General features: G+C 70.2%; 15 protein-coding genes. 6 read left to right on the top strand and 9 right to left on the bottom strand.

Translation table 11 applies throughout. The features are described 5' to 3' along the window. Positions 1–30: 30 nt before the first annotated feature. From pgi to GNT64_RS21820, 4 genes are all read right to left on the bottom strand, one after another. Positions 31–1,545: a glucose-6-phosphate isomerase gene (gene pgi, locus GNT64_RS06950; protein ID WP_156678842.1), complete on the bottom strand. Its 1,515-nt coding sequence runs from the start codon at positions 1,543–1,545 to the stop codon at positions 31–33. 59 nt (positions 1,546–1,604) lie between these two features. Then, positions 1,605–3,158 (bottom strand): porin, encoded by a 1,554-nt coding sequence (locus GNT64_RS06945; RefSeq protein ID WP_156678841.1) that lies wholly within the window; start codon positions 3,156–3,158, stop codon positions 1,605–1,607. Between the two features lie 27 nt (positions 3,159–3,185). Then, positions 3,186–4,223 carry a substrate-binding domain-containing protein gene (locus GNT64_RS06940; RefSeq protein ID WP_156678840.1) on the bottom strand — a complete coding sequence of 346 codons (1,038 nt, stop codon included), beginning with the start codon at positions 4,221–4,223 and terminating at the stop codon, positions 3,186–3,188. 81 nt (positions 4,224–4,304) lie between these two features. After that, positions 4,305–4,454 (bottom strand): hypothetical protein, encoded by a 150-nt coding sequence (locus tag GNT64_RS21820; protein WP_231639626.1) that lies wholly within the window; start codon positions 4,452–4,454, stop codon positions 4,305–4,307. On the opposite strand from GNT64_RS21820, the gene lepB reads away from it, so the two are divergent. Next, complete coding sequence (lepB, locus tag GNT64_RS06935) at positions 4,387–5,196, top strand: signal peptidase I (protein ID WP_231639345.1); 810 nt, start codon at positions 4,387–4,389, stop codon at positions 5,194–5,196. The two genes, GNT64_RS21820 and lepB, sit on opposite strands and share 68 nt — an antisense overlap. Positions 5,197–5,490: 294 nt before the next feature. Here the strand turns inward: lepB and GNT64_RS06930 are convergent, their stop codons facing one another. Further along, a complete protein-coding gene (locus GNT64_RS06930; RefSeq protein ID WP_156678838.1) occupies positions 5,491–6,648 on the bottom strand; it encodes a glycosyltransferase in 1,158 nt (385 codons plus the stop codon). Positions 6,649–6,682: 34 nt separating this feature from the next. Further along, positions 6,683–7,543, bottom strand: a complete 861-nt coding sequence (locus tag GNT64_RS06925) for an alpha/beta fold hydrolase (protein ID WP_156678837.1) — start codon at positions 7,541–7,543, stop codon at positions 6,683–6,685. A 37-nt stretch (positions 7,544–7,580) separates the two neighbouring features. Here GNT64_RS06925 and GNT64_RS06920 point away from each other — a divergent pair, with 37 nt between their 5' ends. Both GNT64_RS06920 and astD read left to right on the top strand, forming a co-directional pair. Next, the gene (locus GNT64_RS06920) at positions 7,581–9,023 is read left to right on the top strand and encodes a protein adenylyltransferase SelO family protein (protein WP_156678836.1); all 1,443 of its coding nucleotides are present in this window, start codon (positions 7,581–7,583) and stop codon (positions 9,021–9,023) included. Positions 9,024–9,052: 29 nt separating this feature from the next. Beyond that, entirely contained in the window at positions 9,053–10,468 is a 1,416-nt protein-coding gene (gene astD, locus GNT64_RS06915; RefSeq protein ID WP_156681487.1) for a succinylglutamate-semialdehyde dehydrogenase, read from the top strand. A gap of 59 nt (positions 10,469–10,527) precedes the next feature. Here astD and gph read toward each other — a convergent pair whose 3' ends face one another. Beyond that, complete coding sequence (gene gph / locus GNT64_RS06910) at positions 10,528–11,193, bottom strand: phosphoglycolate phosphatase (protein WP_156678835.1); 666 nt, start codon at positions 11,191–11,193, stop codon at positions 10,528–10,530. A gap of 61 nt (positions 11,194–11,254) precedes the next feature. On the opposite strand from gph, the gene glmU reads away from it, so the two are divergent. Together glmU and glmS are read left to right on the top strand one after the other, a co-directional pair. After that, positions 11,255–12,613: a bifunctional UDP-N-acetylglucosamine diphosphorylase/glucosamine-1-phosphate N-acetyltransferase GlmU gene (gene glmU, locus GNT64_RS06905; protein ID WP_156678834.1), complete on the top strand. Its 1,359-nt coding sequence runs from the start codon at positions 11,255–11,257 to the stop codon at positions 12,611–12,613. A gap of 86 nt (positions 12,614–12,699) precedes the next feature. Continuing rightward, positions 12,700–14,523, top strand: coding sequence for a glutamine--fructose-6-phosphate transaminase (isomerizing) (gene glmS, locus GNT64_RS06900; RefSeq protein ID WP_156678833.1), 1,824 nt, complete (start codon positions 12,700–12,702; stop codon positions 14,521–14,523). Between the two features lie 336 nt (positions 14,524–14,859). On the opposite strand, the gene GNT64_RS06895 is transcribed toward glmS, so the two are convergent. Together GNT64_RS06895 and GNT64_RS06890 are read right to left on the bottom strand one after the other, a co-directional pair. Next, positions 14,860–15,639: an arginyltransferase gene (locus tag GNT64_RS06895; RefSeq protein WP_156678832.1), complete on the bottom strand. Its 780-nt coding sequence runs from the start codon at positions 15,637–15,639 to the stop codon at positions 14,860–14,862. 184 nt (positions 15,640–15,823) lie between these two features. Next, positions 15,824–17,104 carry a threonine ammonia-lyase gene (locus GNT64_RS06890; protein WP_156678831.1) on the bottom strand — a complete coding sequence of 427 codons (1,281 nt, stop codon included), beginning with the start codon at positions 17,102–17,104 and terminating at the stop codon, positions 15,824–15,826. A gap of 54 nt (positions 17,105–17,158) precedes the next feature. Between GNT64_RS06890 and GNT64_RS06885 the strand changes: the two genes are divergently transcribed. Further along, a complete protein-coding gene (locus GNT64_RS06885) occupies positions 17,159–18,025 on the top strand; it encodes an NAD(P)-dependent oxidoreductase (protein WP_156678830.1) in 867 nt (288 codons plus the stop codon). The last annotated feature ends 3 nt before the right edge of the window (positions 18,026–18,028 follow it).

Below are 18,028 nucleotides of genomic sequence, written 5' to 3'. Positions count from 1 at the left end.
GGGTGGAACTCCGCCCCGCCGGACCGTCGCTCACCCGAACGCGCGCGCCATCAGGGCGCGGGTGGAGGGATCGAAGCCCGCCGTGCTTCCGTCCTCGATCGCGCGGGCGATCTCCTTGCCCAGCTCCACGCCGAACTGGTCGAACGGGTTGATGCCGAGCAGGGTGGCGGCGGCGAACACCCGATTCTCGTAGAAGGCGATCAGCGCGCCGAGCCGGGCCGGGTCGATGCGATCGAGCAGGATGGTGGTGGACGGCCGATCCCCCGCATAGGCCCGCGCCGGATCGTCGTGCGGCCGCCCCGCCATCAGCGCCGCCCCTTGCGCGAAGGCGTTGACCAGCAGCTGGCGGTGATGCGCCTCGTCCAGCGCGTGGCCGGGCTCGATCGCGGCGACGAACTCCACCGGCACTAGGCGCGTGCCCTGGTGGAGCAGCTGGAACACCGCGTGCTGCGCGTCGGTGCCGACGCCGCCCCAGGTGATCGCGGCGGTGTCGCGGCCCACCGGGTGGCCGTCCGCCGTCACGCTCTTGCCGTTCGACTCCATCTCCAGCTGCTGCAGATAGGCCGGCAGCAGGCGCAGCCGCTCGTCATAGGCGAACACGGCGCGCGTCCCGGCACCACGCACGCTGGAATAATAGAGATCGACGAAGGCGGCGATCAGCGGCGCGTTGCGCATCGGCTCTGCCAGGCGGAAGTGGCGGTCTATCGCCGCCGCCCCCTCCAGCAGCGTCTCGAACGCGTCCCAGCCCAGCGCCAGCGCCGCCGGAAAGCCGATCGACGACCAGAGCGAGTAGCGCCCGCCGACGCTCTCGGCGAAGGGCAGCACCCGCGTCTCGTCCACGCCCCAGGCGATCGCCCGGTCGGGCGCGGCGGTGAGGGCGACGACCTGGCCGTATGGATCCTCGACGCCAGCCTCCTCCATCCACGCCAGCGCGCTCTCGGCGTTCAGCAGCGTCTCGGTGGTGGTGAACGTCTTGGAGGCGACGGCGATCAGCGTGGCGGCGGGATCGAAGCGGGCGAACACCTCGTCCAGCGCCGCGCCGTCCACGTTGGAGACGATGGCGACGTCGTAGCGATCCGCCTCGCGGCCGAGCGCGTCGATGACCAGCTTCGGGCCGAGCGCCGATCCGCCGATGCCCAGGTGCAGCACGTGGCGGATCGGCCCCAGCGCCTCCGCCTCGATCGCGTCGATCAGCGCGCGCATCCGGGCGTGGAGCGCGCGCGCGCGTGCAACGCTCTCGGGCGCGCCCTCGCCGCGCTCCGCGCCATGCTCGGCGGCGCGGCCTTCGCTCGGATTGACGATGTCGCCGGCGAACAGCGCGTCGCGCCGGGCGGCGAAGCCCGCCGCCTCCGCCAGGCCGACGAACGCCGGCAGCAGCGCCGCATCCAGATGGGTCTTGGCGAAGTCGAAGCGCAGCCCCGCTTCCTCGACGACCAGGCGGGAGAGACGATCGGGCTCGCGCTCGAACAGGGTCGCCAGCGACTGCCGCTCTACCGCCGCTATCGCATCCCAGGCCTGCTCGCGCGCCGCGTCCCGCTCGTCCATCCGCTCACCCTTCCGCCATGGCGCGCCTGTCTACGACGGTGCCGGCGGGCGGGCCAGCGCTAGAACTCCACCTGCGCGCGCAGGCCGAACTCGTCGACATTGTAGTGACGGTCCAGCAGCAGCGCCGGGCCGTTCGGGTCGATCGTCGCCGCGCGCGGGCCGCCATCGTAGCGGATGTGGGCATATTGGGCGAGGAAGCGGATATAGTCGATCGGGTTCCAGATCAGGCTGGCCTGATAGCCCAGCTGGCGGCCGCCATTGATGTAGTTGGGCGCGGCCAGAGCCGGTCCGTCGCCGGTCTTGTCCGTCAGGTCGGTATATTCGACGCGGCCGTTAAGCTGGATCGCGCCGATGCCGCCGTCGGTGATCGGGTGCAGCACCTTCGTGCGCTCCCACTTGCCGGCCTTGTAGCCGCGCGTCTCGCCGGTGAAGAAGTAGCCCGCCTCGCCATACACGTTCAGGAAGCTGGGATCGGAGCTGTAAAAGGCGGCCCCGCCCACGCCGTTGTTCGGGCCGAACGTCCTGCCCGGGCGGTAGCCGCGCACCCACACCTTCTGCGCCTCGCCGGTCACGTGGATGCGCTTCATAATCGCGGCGAACTCCACGCCGGCGATGTCGTCGCCGTCGGCGGCGATCAGGCCGGTGTCGATGAAGCGCTGGTCGGTCAGCTGGGTGAAGGGGCGGGCGCGATACTGCACGTTCTGGCCGTCGCGCGGGGCGGTGCGGTGCTGGTAGTTGGCGCCGAGGTGCAGCCGCGCCGGGCCGACCGTGGGGGAGTAGACGCCGCGCACGCTCGCCTGCCAGCCGGTGCGCTGGAAGTTGGTGTTGTCGATCTCCTGGCTGAAGATGCCGGCGGTGATGTTGTAGAGGTCGCTCTTGGGCGCATAGCCGATGGCGATGCCCAGCCGGCGGTTGAAGTTGAACGCGTCCACCGCACTCGTCCGTTCCAGGAACGAGCCCAGGCGCGAGCTCGTCATCGAATCGAGGCCGGAGAGCGGGAAGAAGTTGCCGATCGTCACCTGCATCGGGCTGCCCGGATGCTGGTAGGTCAGCACCACGTCCTCGTAGCCGACGGTCGCCTGGGCGAAGTTGAACTCCACCTTGTAGCCGAAGCCGCCGGGCAGCGTGCCCTCCGCGCCGAACACCAGCCGCCGCGCCCGCGTGTCCCAGCCGAGATTGTCGTAGTTCAGCCCGCCCACGGTGCCGCTCAGCCCCTTGCCGGGCAGGGAGACATAGCCGGCATCGAACTGCATGAAGCCGCGCGGCTTAAAGCTGAAGCCCTCGCTATTGGCCCATTGCGGAGCGCCCTTGAAGCTGGGCGTCGCCTGGCCGAGCTGCTTCTTCATCGATTCGATCTGCGCCTGCATCGCCTCGATCTGCGCCTGCAGGAAGGCCGTCTGCGCCTGCATCTCGGCAGCCGTGGGCGGGGGCGCGGGCGGCGCGTCAGGGTCGGGCAGGTCGGCCGGCGGCGGCGGCGTCGCCTGCAGCGGCTTCTCGCGATTGTCGTCGGTGCGGGCGCTGGTGGTGGCGGCGGTATCCGGCGACTGGGCGAGCGCCGGCGCGGCGAGCGCCGTACCGGCCAGCAGCGCCAGCATCTGCGAGAGACGGGTCATGGCGATCTCCGGTGGGAGCGGCGGGTGCTACTTGATCGCGCCGGGGGCGAGCGGCGTCAGCGCCCGCGCGGCAGCGGCCGAACGTGCCCGGATAGCATCCGGCGAGGCGATCAGGCCGCGGCGCACGAGGTAGCCGCCCTTGCCCCACGTCGTCTCCTTGGTGAACTCGGCCAGGTAGCCGCGGATCGCCGGGATCGCGCCGACATGGGCGTTCTTGACGTAGAGGTAGAGCGGCCGCGCGCCCGGATAGCGGAAGCTGGCGATCGTATCGTAGGTGGGCGCCACGCCGTTGATCGTCACGCCCTTCAGCTGATCCTGGTTGGCCTCCAGATAGCTGTAGCCGAACAGGCCGACGGTGCCGGGGTTCGCCTCCAGCTTCTGCACGATCAGATTGTCGTTCTCGCCAGCCTCGATATAGGCGCCGTCCTCGCGCACCGCCGTGCAGATGGCCTTGAACTTGGCCTCGTCCGATCCCTTCAGCGCCGCCATCGATGCGTTCGCCTCGCACGGCGGGGTCATCAGCAGCTCGCCGAAGGCGTCGCGGGTGCCGCTCGTCGGCGGCGGGCCGTAGACGCGGATCGGCAGCGGCGGCAGCTTGGCGTTCACGTCCTTCCACGTCTTGGCCTTGTTCGGCTTGCCGAACGGCGTCTTGGCGATCGCCATGTAGATGTCCCGCGTCGTCACCGCGTCCAGCGGCGATCGCTTGGAGGTGGCCAGCGCGATGCCGTCCAGCCCCACCTGCACCTCGGTGATCGCCGTCACGCCGTTGGCGGCGCACAGCTTGATCTCGGACGCCTTGATCCGGCGGGAGGCGTTCTCGATGTCCGGGAAGCGCTCGCCCACGCCGGCGCAGAACAGCTTCATGCCGGCGCCCGTGCCGGTCGATTCGATGATCGGCGCGCCGGCCGCCGGGTTCGTCCGGCCGAACCGTTCCGCCACCGCCGTGGCGAACGGGTAGACGGTGGAGGATCCCACCGCGCGGATCTGGGTGCGGGCCATCGCCTGGCCGGGAACGAGGACGGCCGCCAGCACTGCGGCGACAGCCAGCTTGTCACGATTAAGCATGCAGATTTCCCCGATTTTCTGCGGTCATCGCCGCGTCCGCCGTTCGAAGGCCTCGCTGCCCTGCCTATGTCTTGAATGTGTCTATGCCGTGACAAAGCGTTGCCATCCCGCTTGACCGGCGCGGCGATGCTGGCCAAAGCGCGCGGCCATGGCCGCTAAATCCTTGTCCCGACGCAAAAGAGCTGACGGCCTGGGTGAAAATGTACGTTTTTTCATCTTGCTGATCGTCACCGCGATCCTGGTCCGAAGCCTGTTCGCCGCCCCTTTCAGCATCCCTTCCGAGTCGATGCTGCCGCGTCTTCTGGTCGGCGACTATCTGTTCGTCGCAAAATGGCCCTATGGCTGGTCGCGCCACAGCTTCCCCTTCTCGCTCGCGCCGATCTCCGGCCGCATCGGCGGCGCCGTGCCGGCACGCGGCGACGTGATCGTGTTCAAGACGCCGGCGGACAACCGCACCGACTACATCAAGCGGCTGATCGGCCTGCCCGGCGACCAGATCCGCATGGTGCACGGCCGCCTGATCCTGAACGGCGATCCGGTGCCCAAGGTGCGGATCGCCGACTTCCTCGATCCCGTGTCGCCGAACAGCCCGTGCGCGCCCTTTCCCGGATCGCGCATCCGGCTGGAGCGGCGGGCCGATGGCGACGCCGTCTGCCGCTACCCGCGCTATCGCGAGACGCTGCCCGGCGGCCGCAGCTACGAGGTGCTCGATCTCGGCCGGACGGCCGGCGACGATACCGCCACGTTCGTGGTGCCGGCTGACCAGTATTTCCTGATGGGCGACAATCGCGATCGCTCGGCCGACAGCCGCTTCCCGGCCGAGCCCGGCGGCGGCATCGGCTTCGTGCCGGCGGAGAATCTCGTTGGGCGCGCCTGGGTGGGCTTCTTCTCGACCGATGGGTCGGCCGGCTGGCTGACACCCTGGACCTGGCCCGCCGCCACCCGCTGGAACCGCATCGGCCTGGGCTTCTAGGCCGGATCGACATTCAACTTTACCTGTCCGCTCATCCTGAGGACGGGCTGAGCGAAGGTGAAGACCCGTCTCGAAGGACGGCCCGTGTCCTTCGAGACGCCATTTCGACAGGCTCAATGGCTCCTCAGGATGAGCGGTGTGCATAAGATGCGAGCAAAATCGGCTTGATCAGCTCGATGTCGATCCAGCCTAGCGACGGCCGAGAGGCGATCCGACCGTTTTTGCCGAGCAGTGTCCGAGCGCGCCCGGCGCAAGGCAATGGCCGCGCCGTACTGAGCGGCGGTACAGCCCGCTTTACGTCGCCAGCGCCGACTCCCGCCCGATCGCCCGCGCGTAGAGCGCGCGGTAGCCGGCGATCATCGCCGTCTCGTCGAACGTCGCCACCGCCCGCGCGCGGTTGGCCGCACCGATCCGCTGGCGCAGCGAGAGATCGCCGGTCAGCCGCGCCAAAGCCGCCGCCAGCGCCGCCTCGTCGTCCGCCGGCACGATCAGCGCGCGGTTGGCGGCGGAGACCATCGCCGCGATGTCGCCCACGTCGGTCGCCGCCACGGGCAGGCCGGCCGCCATCGCCTCGATCAGCGAGATCGGCGCCTGCTCGCTGTCGGACGACAGGGCGAAGATGTCGAACAGCCCGACATAGCGCAGCGGATCGGGCAGGAAGCCCGGCAGCAGCAGCCGGTCGGCCACGCCCAGCCGCTCCGCCTCCGCCACGATCGCCGCACGCTCCGGCCCCTCGCCGACGATGACGAGGCGGGGCCGCGCCTGTCCGGTCGTCGCCGCCACCGCGGCGAAGGCGCGGACGAGGCGTTGCAGGTTCTTCACCGCGCGCAGGCCGGCCAGCGTGCCGATCACGACGTCGCCGGGGCGGCGGACGAAGCCGGGGATGGCGCCCGCCGCCGGCCGGTCCAGCCCGCGCGCCACGTCCACCCCGTTGGCGATTCGCACGATCCGCGCCGGCGGCTGCCGCCATGTCTCGCGGGCGATCCGCTCCAGCCGCTCCGACGGCACGACCAGCGCGCGCGCCGTCGGCAGACCCAGCCGGCGGAACCACACGCGCTTGGGCTTCTGCCGCACCGCCTCGTCGGCATTGAAGCCGTCCTCGTGGTGGATCAGCGGCGGCAGCCGCATCAGCGGCGCGAACATGCGGTGCGCCATCACCGCATCCATCGCGCCCCAATTATAGGTGAGCACCAGATCGAAGCCGGCCATGTAGCGGGCGAGCGCGCGGTAGCGGAACGGCTCCGGCTTGCCCGCGAGCGAAGGCGCATCGGCCGGCAAGTCCGCCGCCACGGCGGGATCGATCGCGTGCCGCGCGCCGGTGGCGTCCGCCACCGCGCTCAGCACCACATGGTGTGCCGCCGGGCCGAACGCGTTCATCAGCCGCACGGCGCGCGCCTCCTTGCCGCCGAGGGTGAAGGTGGAGTGGGCGTGGAGGATGCGGACCGGCGTCATCGCGCCATCATCGCAGAAAGCGGTGAACGAAAGGTCAGCCCGCCACCCGCGCCAGCAGCCGATCGATCGCGGCGAGCGCGGCGGGCTCGTCCAGCACCGGCGCGTGGCCCACGCGCGGCACCGTCACCAGCTCCAGATCGGGCAGGCGCCGCGCCATCTCGGCGGCGGTCGCGGCGGAGAACAGGTCGGAGAGGGCGCCGCGCAGCAGCAGCCCCGGCACGCCCTTCAGGCTCTCGAAGGCGGGCCACATGTCGAATCCCGATTCGCCACCGGGCACGCGCAGCGGCTCGGCGATCTTCATGTCGTAATCGTGCACGATGCGGCCGGCCGACGTGAGCCGGCAGAGCCGCTTGGCCTTGGCCAGCCAATCCTCGATGGTGAAATCGGGATAGGCCGCCCCTTGCGTGTCGGCGATGGCGCGGGCGGCGTGCAGCCATGTCGGGAAGCTGGCGCTGCGCCCGACATAACCCTTGATCCGCGCCAGCCCGGCCGGCTCCAGCACCGGCCCGATATCGTTCAGCAGCACGCCCGCCACCCGCGCCCGCCCGGTGGAGGAGAGCAGCGCTGAGAGCATGCCGCCCAGCGACGTGCCGAACAGCACGAACCGCTCCAGCTTCAGCTGCGCGATCAGCGCCTCCAGATCGTGCAGGTAGGTGAGCGGCACGTAGCTCATCGGATCGCGCGCATAGGCGCTCTCGCCGCGCCCGCGCAGGTCCACGCAGATCACCCGCCACGGCCCGGCCAGCCGCGCGGCCAGATCGGCGAAGTCGCGCGCGTTGCGGGTGAGGCCGGGGATGCACAGGATCGGCGGCAGCGCGGCATCGCCCGCATAGTCGCGATAATGCAGCCTGAGATTGTCGTTGGACCACCAATAGCCGTCCGTCCACACCGCCATGCTTGCGTCCCCTGCCTGCCACCCCCCATATCGCGGCATGGTCATCACCCCGCAAGCAGCGCCGTACCGGCCCGATCCGCGCATCCTGGCGCTGGGCGACGGCTTCTTCGATCCGGTCGCGGCGGCGGCCTTCCCGCAGACGATCTTGCGTTTCCGCAATCGCCGGTGGGATGGCGCGGTGGGTCTCGACACCCTGGACGATGCGGCGTGGATCGATCATTTCGGCCGCTTCGCGCCGCTGCCCGGCAACCTGCCGCAGCCGCTGGCGCTGCGCTATCACGGCCACCAGTTCCGCGTGTACAATCCCGATATCGGTGACGGGCGCGGCTTCCTGTTCGCCCAGCTGCGCGACGGGCGGGATCGCCTGCTCGATCTCGGCACCAAGGGTTCTGGGCAGACGCCCTGGAGCCGCTCCGGCGACGGCCGCCTCACCCTGAAGGGCGGCGTGCGCGAGGTGCTGGCGACGGAGATGCTGGAGGCGCTGGGGGTGGAGACCTCCAAGACCTTCTCGCTGATCGAGACGGGCGAGCAGCTGCATCGCGGCGACGAGCCGTCGCCCACCCGATCGGCGGTGATGGTGCGGCTGAGCCACGGCCACATCCGCATCGGCACCTTCCAGCGCCTGGCCTATCTGAACGACGGCGAGGCCATGGCCCGGCTGGTCGACTATTGCCTGACGCAACTCTACGGCGAGTCGCCCGGCGACGCGCCGGTGGAGCGGCTGATCGCCCGCGTGGTGCCGCGCGCCGCCCGGCTGGCCGCCAGCTACATGGCGGCGGGCTTCGTCCACGGCGTGCTCAACAGCGACAACATCAACGTCACGCTGGAGAGCTTCGACTACGGCCCTTGGCGCTTCGCCCAGACGTGGGATCCGGGCTTCACCGCCGCCTATTTCGATCATCAGGGGCTCTACGCCTTCGGCCGGCAGGCGCAGGCGATCCACTGGGATGTCGTGCAGCTCGCCATCGCGCTGCGCACGCTCGTCGCGCCGGAGGCGCTGGTGCCGGCGCTGGAGACGTTTCCGGCGGCGTTCGAGGCGGCCTTCCGCGACGCCATCTTCGCCCGCCTGGGCATCGCGCCAAAGGCGGAGAAGGAGGATATGGCGCTGCTCGCCGGGATCGAGGCGGCGCTGGGCGATCCGGCGGCGATCGATCGCGGCGTCACGATCGATCGCTTCTTCTTCGACTGGCGCGGCGGCACGCTGCGCGATCGCGCGAGCCGGCGCTACGACGACGACGCCTTCGCCCTGTTCGCCATGACGGTGGGCGGCTTCGCTCCGGCCACCGCCACGGATCACCCCTACTGGTCCGATGCCGCGCCGTGCGCCATGCCGATCGAGGAGGTGGAGGCGATCTGGGCGCGCATCGCCGAGGCGGACGACTGGTCGGCCTTCGACGCCAAGGTCGATGCGATTAGACGAATGGGTGATGCCATGCGCGCGGGGCAGGTGATTGCGCGGGAAGGAGCCCTGACGCAATGATGGCCACCGCCGCGGAGAAGCTTGCGCCCATGTCGTCGCCCGAAATCGTCTCGACCGAGCCCGCCACCGGGCAGATCCTCTGGCGCGGCATGCCTGGCGATCCCGCCGACGAGGTGGCGATCGCGCGCGCCGCCTGGCCGGACTGGGCCTCGCGCCCGCTCTCCGTGCGGGTCGAGACGATGCGCCGCTACGCCAACGTCGTCCGCCAGCGGGCCGAGCAGTTCGCCGACCTGATCGCGCGGGAGACCGGCAAGCCGATGTGGGAGGCGCGCACCGAGGTGGAGAGCGTCGTCGCCAAGGTCGACATCTCGATCGCGGCCTATGCGGAGCGTACGCCGCAGCGCCGGATGGAGGGCGCGATGGGCGCCCGCACGGCCGTGCGCCACAAGCCGCACGGCGTGCTGGCGGTGCTCGGGCCGTTCAACTTCCCGGCGCACCTGCCCAACGGCCACATCGTGCCGGCGCTGATCGCCGGCAACGCGATCGTGTTCAAGCCATCGGAGAAGACGCCGGCCACAGGCCAGATGCTGGTCGCCTGCCTGCACGAGGCCGGCGTGCCGCCCGGCGTCGCCCGCTTCGTGCCCGGCGGCCCGGCCGAGGGCGCGGCGCTGGCGGCCGACCCGAACATTGACGGGCTGCTGTTCACCGGATCGGTGCGCGGCGGCCTCGCCCTCCACCGCCAGTTCGCCGAGACGCCGAACCGCATTCTCGCGCTGGAGCTGGGCGGCAACAACCCGCTCGTCATGTGGGACACGCCGGACCTGCACTCGGCCGCCGTGATCGCCGTGCAGTCCGCCTATCTCTCCGCCGGCCAGCGCTGCACCGCCGCCCGCCGGCTGATCGTGCGCGACGGCGCCCACCAGCCGCTGCTGGACGAGATCTGCAAGCTGATCGCCCGCATCATCGTCGATCACCCCCACGCCAGCCCGCCGCCGTTCATGGGCCCGGTGATCGACAACCAGGCGGCGAACGCGATCGAGGAACGCTTCCTCGGCCTCATCATGAGCGGCGGGCGCGCGATCAAGCATCTCCAGCGTCCGGCCGCCGACAAGCCGTTCCTCACCCCCGCGCTGATCGACGTGACGAACGTGGCGAACCGATCGGACGAGGAGATTTTCGGCCCCGTCCTCCAGGTGATCCGCGTGCCGGATTTCGACGCCGCCATCGCCGAGGCGAACGCTACCCGCTACGGCCTCTCGGCGGCTCTCGTCGGCGGCGCGCCCGAACTCTACGACCGCTTCTGGGCGAACGTGCGCGCCGGCATCGTCAACTGGAACCGGCCGACCAACGGCGCGTCGTCCAAGGCGCCGTTCGGCGGCGTCGGCCTCTCCGGCAACCACCGCCCGAGCGCCTATTACGCCGCCGACTATTGCGCCTTCCCGGTCGTCTCGACGGAGAGCGAGCAGGTCCGCGCCTCCATCGGCGTGGGGCTGCGCGACGCATAGGCGTCCCGGCTTACGGCAGGGAAACGGCGTCCGGGTGAGGGCAGGGGGCGGGGGCGGCGTTACCCGATCCGCTCCAGCGCCGGGATCAGCGCGTCGAAATGGTCGATCAGCGCCGTCGCGCCCAGCTGCTGCGGCGGCCGGTCCGAGAAGCCGAAGCTCACCGCCACGCAGGGAATGGCGGCGGCGCGGGCGGTGTCCGTGTCGGTGATCGAATCGCCCACGAACGCGGCGCGGCCGCCGCCGGCGCGGCGGATCGCCTCGCGCAGCGGTGCGGGATCGGGCTTGCGCACCGGCAGCGTGTCGCCGCCCACCAATGCCGCGAAGCGATCGTCCCAGCCGAGGGCGGAGACGAGGCGGCGGCTCAGCCCCTCCAGCTTATTGGTGCAGATCGCCAGCCGCACGCCCATGCCGGCCAGCCCGTCGAGCGCGGCCTCCAGCCCGTCGAACGCGCGCGTGCCGTCGGCGATATGGGCCTCGTAATAGTCGAGGAACATGGGGAAGCCCGCCTCCACCAGCGCCTCGTTCGCATCGCCCGTAGCGGCGAGGCCCTTCTGCAGCAGCGCGCGGGCGCCATGGCCCACCATGTGCCGCACCGACTCGGCCGGCACCGCCGCGCGCCCCAGCCGGCCGAGCGCGTGGTTGAGCGCGGCGGTGAGATCGGGTGCCGTATCGGCCAGCGTGCCATCCAGATCGAAGGCCACGACATCGAAGGGAAAGCGGTTCATGCCGCCGCCTGTGGCCCGCCCGATATGGCAAAGGCAAGCGCGACGTGGCAAAGCCGGCGTCATGTCCCGCCCGCCTCTCGCCGCCATCATCCTCGCCGCCGGTAAGGGCACGCGGATGCGATCCGATCTCCACAAGGTGCTGCACCCGATCGCCGGCCGGCCGATGCTGGGGCACCTGCTCGGCGCCGTCGACGAGCTGTCGCCGGCCGCGCGCGTGGTGGTGGTCGGCAGCGGGCGCGATCAGGTGGAGCGGCTGGCCGCGCCGCTGGGCGTGGGGCTGGCGGTGCAGGAGCCGCAGCTGGGCACGGCGCATGCGGTGCAGCAGGCCGGCGGCTTCCTCTCCGCTTTCGCGGGCGACGTCATCATCCTCTACGGCGACGTGCCGCTGGTGCGGGCGGAGACGATGGCGCGCATGCTCGACCGGCTGAACGAGGCCGATGCGCCGGCGGTGGTGGTGCTCGGCTTCCGCCCGGCCGATACGCTGGCCTACGGCCGCATCGCCGAGACCGGCGGCCTGATCGACACGATGGTCGAGCACAAGGATGCGACGGCGGAGGAGCGGGCGCTGGGCCTCTGCAATTCCGGGCTGATGGCGGTGCGCAGCGCCGATCTGTGGCGGTTGCTGGACAAGGTGGGCAACGCCAACGCCGCCGGCGAATATTATCTGCCGGACATCGTGATGCTGGCCGCCGCCGAGGGCCGCCGGTCCGCCGTGATCGAGGCGGAGCCGTGGGAGGTCGCCGGCATCAACAGCCGCGCCGAACTGGCCGAGGTGGAGGCGGCGTGGCAGCAGCGACGGCGGGCGGCGGCGATGGCCGAGGGCGCGACCTTGATCGCGCCGGATACGGTGTGGTTCGCCCACGACACGCGCATCGGCCGCGACGTGACGGTGGAGCCGAACGTGTTCTTCGGCCCCGGCGCGGTGGTGGCGGACGGGGTGACGATCCGCGCGTTCAGCCATATCGAGGGCGCGACGATCGCCGCCGGGGCCGAGATCGGCCCCTATGCGCGGCTGCGGCCCGGGGCGGAGATCGGCGCGAAGGCGAAGGTGGGCAATTTCGTCGAGGTGAAGCAGGCGCGGCTGGGCGCGGGCGCGAAGGCCAACCATCTGAGCTATATCGGCGATGCCGACATCGGGGCCGGGGCGAATATCGGCGCGGGCACGATCACCTGCAATTACGACGGCTTCTTCAAATATCGCACGGTGGTGGGGGCCAACGCCTTCATCGGATCGAACAGCGCGCTGGTGGCGCCGGTATCGGTGGGCGAGGGCGCGATCGTGGGCGCGGGCACGGTGCTGACGCGCGGCGTGGCGGCCGGCGCGCTGGCGATCGTCCGCGCGCCGCAGCAGGACAAGGACGGCTGGGCGACCCGCTTCCGCGAGCGGATGGCGGCGAAGAAGGCCGCAGCGAAGACGTAGCGCGTTAACCGAAGTTCAGCCCGCTTACATCATAGCGAACGGCGGCGCTGCTAGAGGCGCGCGGGGATACAGGAAAGCATACGCGCATGTGCGGCATCATCGGCATATTGGGGCAGAGCGCGGTGGCGGAGCGGCTGCTGGCGGGCCTGCGGCGGCTGGAATATCGCGGCTACGATTCGGCCGGCATCTGCACGATCCACGATGCGGCGCTCGATCGCCGGCGCGCCGAGGGCAAGCTGGACAATCTCGCCCGCGTGCTGGCCGCGGAGCCGCTGGCCGGCGACGTCGGCATCGCCCACACCCGCTGGGCGACGCACGGCGGCCCCACGACCAGCAACGCCCACCCCCATGCCACCGGCGAGGTGGCGATCGTCCACAACGGCATCATCGAGAACTTCAAGACCCTGCGGGACGAACTGGCGGCGAAAGGCCGCGTGTTCGAGAGCCAGACGGACAGCGAGGTGGTGGCCCACCTGATCTCCGACCAGGTGGAGGCGGGCGTCGATCCGGTGGAAGCGGTGCGCCTGTCGCTGAAGCGGCTGCGCGGCGCCTTCGCGCTCGCCATCCTGTTCCGCCAGCGGCCGGACATGATCGTCGGCGCGCGGCTCGGCTCGCCGCTGGTGGTGGGCTATGGCGATGACGAGACCTATCTCGGCTCCGACGCGCTGGCGCTGGCGCCGCTCACCCAGCGCATCGCCTATCTGGAGGAGGGCGACTGGGTCGTCATCACGCGCGCGGGCACGCAGATCTACGACGCGCAGGATCAGCCGGTCGATCGGCCGGTCACGATCTCCGGCATCACCGGGGCGCTGATCGACAAGGGCAATCACCGCCACTTCATGCTCAAGGAGATATACGAGCAGCCGGTGGTGGTGGCGCAGACGATCCGATCGTACCTGCGGCCGCTGGAAGGCCGCGTCTCGCTGCCCATCCCCGACTTCGATCTCGGCGCGATCCGGCGGGTGACGATCGTGGCGTGCGGCACCAGCTATTATGCCGGGATGGTGGCGAAATACTGGATCGAGCGGTTCGCCCGTGTGCCGGTGGAGGTCGATAACGCGTCCGAGTTCCGCTACCGCGAGCCGGTGATGGAGGAGGGCGGCCTGGCCCTGTTCGTCAGCCAGTCCGGCGAGACGGCGGACACGCTGGCGGCGCTGCGCCACGCGCGCGCGGGCGGGCAGAAGATCGCCGTCGTCGTCAACGTGCCGACATCGACGATGGCGCGCGAGGCGGACCTGCTGCTGCCGACCCATGCCGGGCCGGAGATCGGCGTCGCCTCCACCAAGGCGTTCACCTGCCAGCTCGCCGTGCTGGCGGCGCTGGCGGCGAACCTCGCCCGCGCCAAGGGCCGCCTCTCCGACGAGGAGGAGCGCCGCATCGTCCGCCACCTGGGCGAGGCGCCGGCCGCGATCAACGCCGCGCTCGCCTATGACGCTGCCATTGAAGAGATGTCCGGGGCGATCGCGCAGGCGCGCGACGTGCTGTATCTGGGCCGCGGGCCGGATTACCCGCTGGCGCTGGAAGGCGCGCTGAAACTCAAGGAGATCAGCTACATCCACGCCGAAGGCTATGCCGCCGGCGAGATGAAGCACGGCCCGATCGCGCTGATCGACGAGCATGTGCCGGTGATCGTCCTCGCCCCCTCCGGCCCGCTGTTCGAGAAGACGGTCTCGAACATGCAGGAGGTGCAGGCGCGCGGCGGCAAGGTGGTGCTGGTCTCCGACTATGACGGCATCGCCGAGGCCGGCGACGACTGCCTGGCGACGATCACGATGCCCAAGGTGCACCCGCTGATCGCGCCGATCGTCTATGCGATCCCGGTGCAGCTGCTCGCCTACCACGTGGCGGTGGCGAAGGGCACGGACGTGGACCAGCCGCGCAACCTGGCGAAATCGGTGACGGTGGAGTGAGGCCGGGCCGAGCGTGATCGCCGGATCGTGTCGGCGGATAGCCATTTCGACCCTCTAGGCCGGATCGACATTCAGGTTTTTTTGCATGTCCGCTCATCCTGAGGAGGGGCTGAGCGGAGACGAAGACCCGTCTCGAAGGATCCTTCGAGACGCCATTTCGACAGGCTCAATGGCTCCTCAGGATGAGCGGTGTGCATAAAGTGCAAGTCGAACCGGCTTGATCCGCTGGATGTCGGGATGCTTTAGCCGTCATCCTGCATCAGGTTCAGGGTGACGACCGCGCTGGACGAACAGGGGTGGGTTCCGCCGGACGACGCATCCGCGCGAACGCGTCGGCTAGGCCGAGACCCTCGATGCCCGTGCCGGCGCGAGCGCCTTCGCTGCCAGCGCCGTCTCGCCGGGTTCGAAGCGCTGCCACCCCGCCGGCCCCAGCCGCTCGATCGGCTTGAAGCGGACCTTGTACTGCATCCGCGCCGATCCCTTCACCCAGTAGCCGAGATAGACGTAAGGCAGGTTCGCCCGCGCAGCGCGGGTGATGTGATCGAGGATGATGTAGGTGCCGAGGCCCGGGCGGGCGGGATCGTCCGGCTCGAAGAAGCTGTAGATCATCGAGAGGCCGTCCGCCTGCTGGTCGCTCAGGCACGCCCCCACCAGCCGGCCGCCGGGTTCGCGATACTCGATGACGTAGGTGTTGACCGGCGTCTGCTCCACCATGTCGGCGAAGTCCTGCTCGTCCATGTCGGCCATGCCGCCGCCGGGGTGACGCGCGGCGAGGTAGCGGCGCAGCAGATCGAACTGCTCCTCCGTCGTCCACGGCTTGCAGGCGGTGATCGCCAGGTCGTCATGCCGCCGCATCAGCTTGCGCTGGCTGGCATTGGGGTGGAACTCCGCGCTGACGACGCGGACGGAGACGCAGGCGGAGCAGTCGATGCAGCTCGGCCGGTAGGCGACGCCCTGGCTGCGGCGGAAGCCGATGCGGCCCAGCGCATCGTTCAGCTCGCCGGCGTGCGGGCCGCTGAGTTCGGTGAACACCTTCCGCTCGGTCTTGCCGGCAAGATACGGACAGGGCGACGGCGTGGTCACGAAAAAACGCGGAAAGCGGAATTGCGCGGTCACGTCTCGTTTCGGCCCTTGTAGATCGGAAGTCGCTCGATCGCACCGGGATCGCCCGCATGCTGCAACAGGTAACGACTATGGCGGGCGAAGCCTTATCTGAAAAGTGCGTTTACCAAGGATTCATGGTTAAAATCGCGCGCCTGTCACATTGTTCAGGCACGGGCACGGATCCCCGGACCAAGGATCACGCCAGCTCCACCGGCGTCACCTCGTACCCGGCGGTTTGCAGCGCGGCGACCAGCCGGTCGAGATGCGCCTTGTCGCGCGTTTCGCATTCCACATCCAGGCTCAGCCCCTTGGCCGGCAGGTTGGTGAAGATGCGCTGGTGCGCCAGTTCCAGGATGTTCACGGCGAGCTGATCGAAGATGCGCGAGACCTGGAACAGCGCGCCCGGCCGATCCTGCAGGCGGATGCGCAGCCGCGCCAGCCGGCCGGAGCGGGCGAGATCGCGCAGCAGCACGTTGGCGAGGAGGCGCGTGTCGATGTTGCCGCCGCACAGCACCACGCCCACCGTGCGCCCGGCGAAGCGGCCGGGATCGGCCAGCACCGCCGCCAGGCCAGCGGCGCCGGCGCCCTCGGCCACCGTCTTCTCGATCTGCAGCAGCAGCGCCACCGATCGCTCCAGATCGCGCTCGCTCACCAGCACGATCTCGTCGACGATGCGGCGGATGATGGCGGAGGTGAGGACGCCCGGCTCCTTCACCGCGATGCCCTCGGCCAGCGTGTCGCCCTCGCACGGCAGGATGCTGCCGGTGATGCGGTTGAACATCGACGGGTAGAGCTCGGCCTGAACGCCGACCACCTCGATCGTCCGGCCTTCCACCTCGGCCTGCGCCTTCGCCACCGTCGCGCAGCCGGAGATCAGGCCGCCGCCGCCGATCGGTATCGCCAGCGTGTCGATTTCCGGCACGTCCGCCAGCATCTCCAGCGCCACCGTGCCCTGGCCGGCGATCACGTCCGCATCGTCGAACGGGTGGACGAAGGTGAGGCCGCGTTCCTCGGCCACCGTCAGCGCGTGGGCATAGGCATCGTCGAACCGCTCGCCATGAAGGATCACGGTGGCGCCATGCCCCTCGGTCTGCGACACCTTCACGGTCGGCGTCTGCTTGGGCATCACGATCGTCACCGGGATGCCCAGCCGCGCGCCGTGATAGGCGAGCCCCTGCGCGTGGTTGCCGGCGGAGGCCGCGATCACGCCGCAGGCGCGCGCCGCCTCCGGCATCAGCAGCAGCTTGTTCAGGGCGCCGCGCTCCTTGTAGGCGGCGGTGAACTGGAGGTTCTCGAACTTCAGATACACCCGCGCCCCGGTGAGCTGGGAGAGGGTGCGGCTGAGCAGCGTCGGCGTGCGCACGATCGCGCCGGCGATACGGGCATGGGCCGCCCGCACGTCCGCGATCGAGACGATCTCGGCGGCGGAAGGCGTAGGTACGGTCGGAGCCGCGACGGATTTGTGAGGGGTCGCCATGATCGCGCCCTAGCCCATCTGGCGGAGCGACGAAACCACGGTTATGCCGCCGCCATGGCAAGCATCGCATTCATCGGTCTCGGCAACATGGGCTCGCCGATGGCGCGGCACCTGCTGCGCGCGGGGCATGACGTGACCGTCTACAACCGCACCGCCGCGAAGGCCGATGCCTGGGTGGATCTGTATGGCGGGCGCGCGGCGCCAACGCCGGCCGCCGCGGCGGAAGGGGCGGACGCGGTCTTCTCCTGCGTCGGCGCCGATCCCGATCTGGAGGCGGTGACGATGCACCGCGACGGCTGCTTCCGCACGATGAAGCGCGGCGCCGTGTTCATCGATCACACCACGGTATCGGCGCGCATCGCCCGCCAGCTGGCGGTGGAGGGCAAGGATCGCGGCCTGCTGGTGCTGGACGCGCCGGTGACGGGGGCGCAGCCCGGCGCGGAATCGGGCACGCTCTCGATCATGTGCGGCGGTTCGGCCAAGGCGTTCGCCGCCGGCGAGCCGCTGATGCGCGCCTATGCGCTGCGCATCGTCCATATCGGCGGGGCGGGCAGCGGCCAGCAGGCCAAGATGGTCAACCAGATCTGCATGGTCGGCGCGCTGCAGGGCGTGGCGGAAGGGCTGCGCTTCGCCCAGGCCTCCGACCTCGATCTGGAGAAAGTGTTCGAGGTGATCTCCACCGGCGCCGCGGCAAGCTGGATCCTCACCCACGGCTGGCACAGCATGGCGCATGACGAGTTCGACTTCGGCCTGGCGGTGGACTGGCTGCGCAAGGATCTGGGCCTCGCCCTGGAGGAGGCGCGGGTGAACGGATCGACGCTGCCGATCACGGCGCTGGTCGACCAGTTCTACGCCGAGGTGCAGGCGCTGGGCGGCGGGCGGCAGGACATGTCGGCGTTGGTGCGCAGGATCAAGCGGTGAGGC

This window comes from Sphingomonas profundi (assembly GCF_009739515.1).
Lineage (GTDB): Bacteria > Pseudomonadota > Alphaproteobacteria > Sphingomonadales > Sphingomonadaceae > Alterirhizorhabdus > Alterirhizorhabdus profundi.
This window is presented reverse-complemented; position numbering and strand designations above follow the sequence as displayed.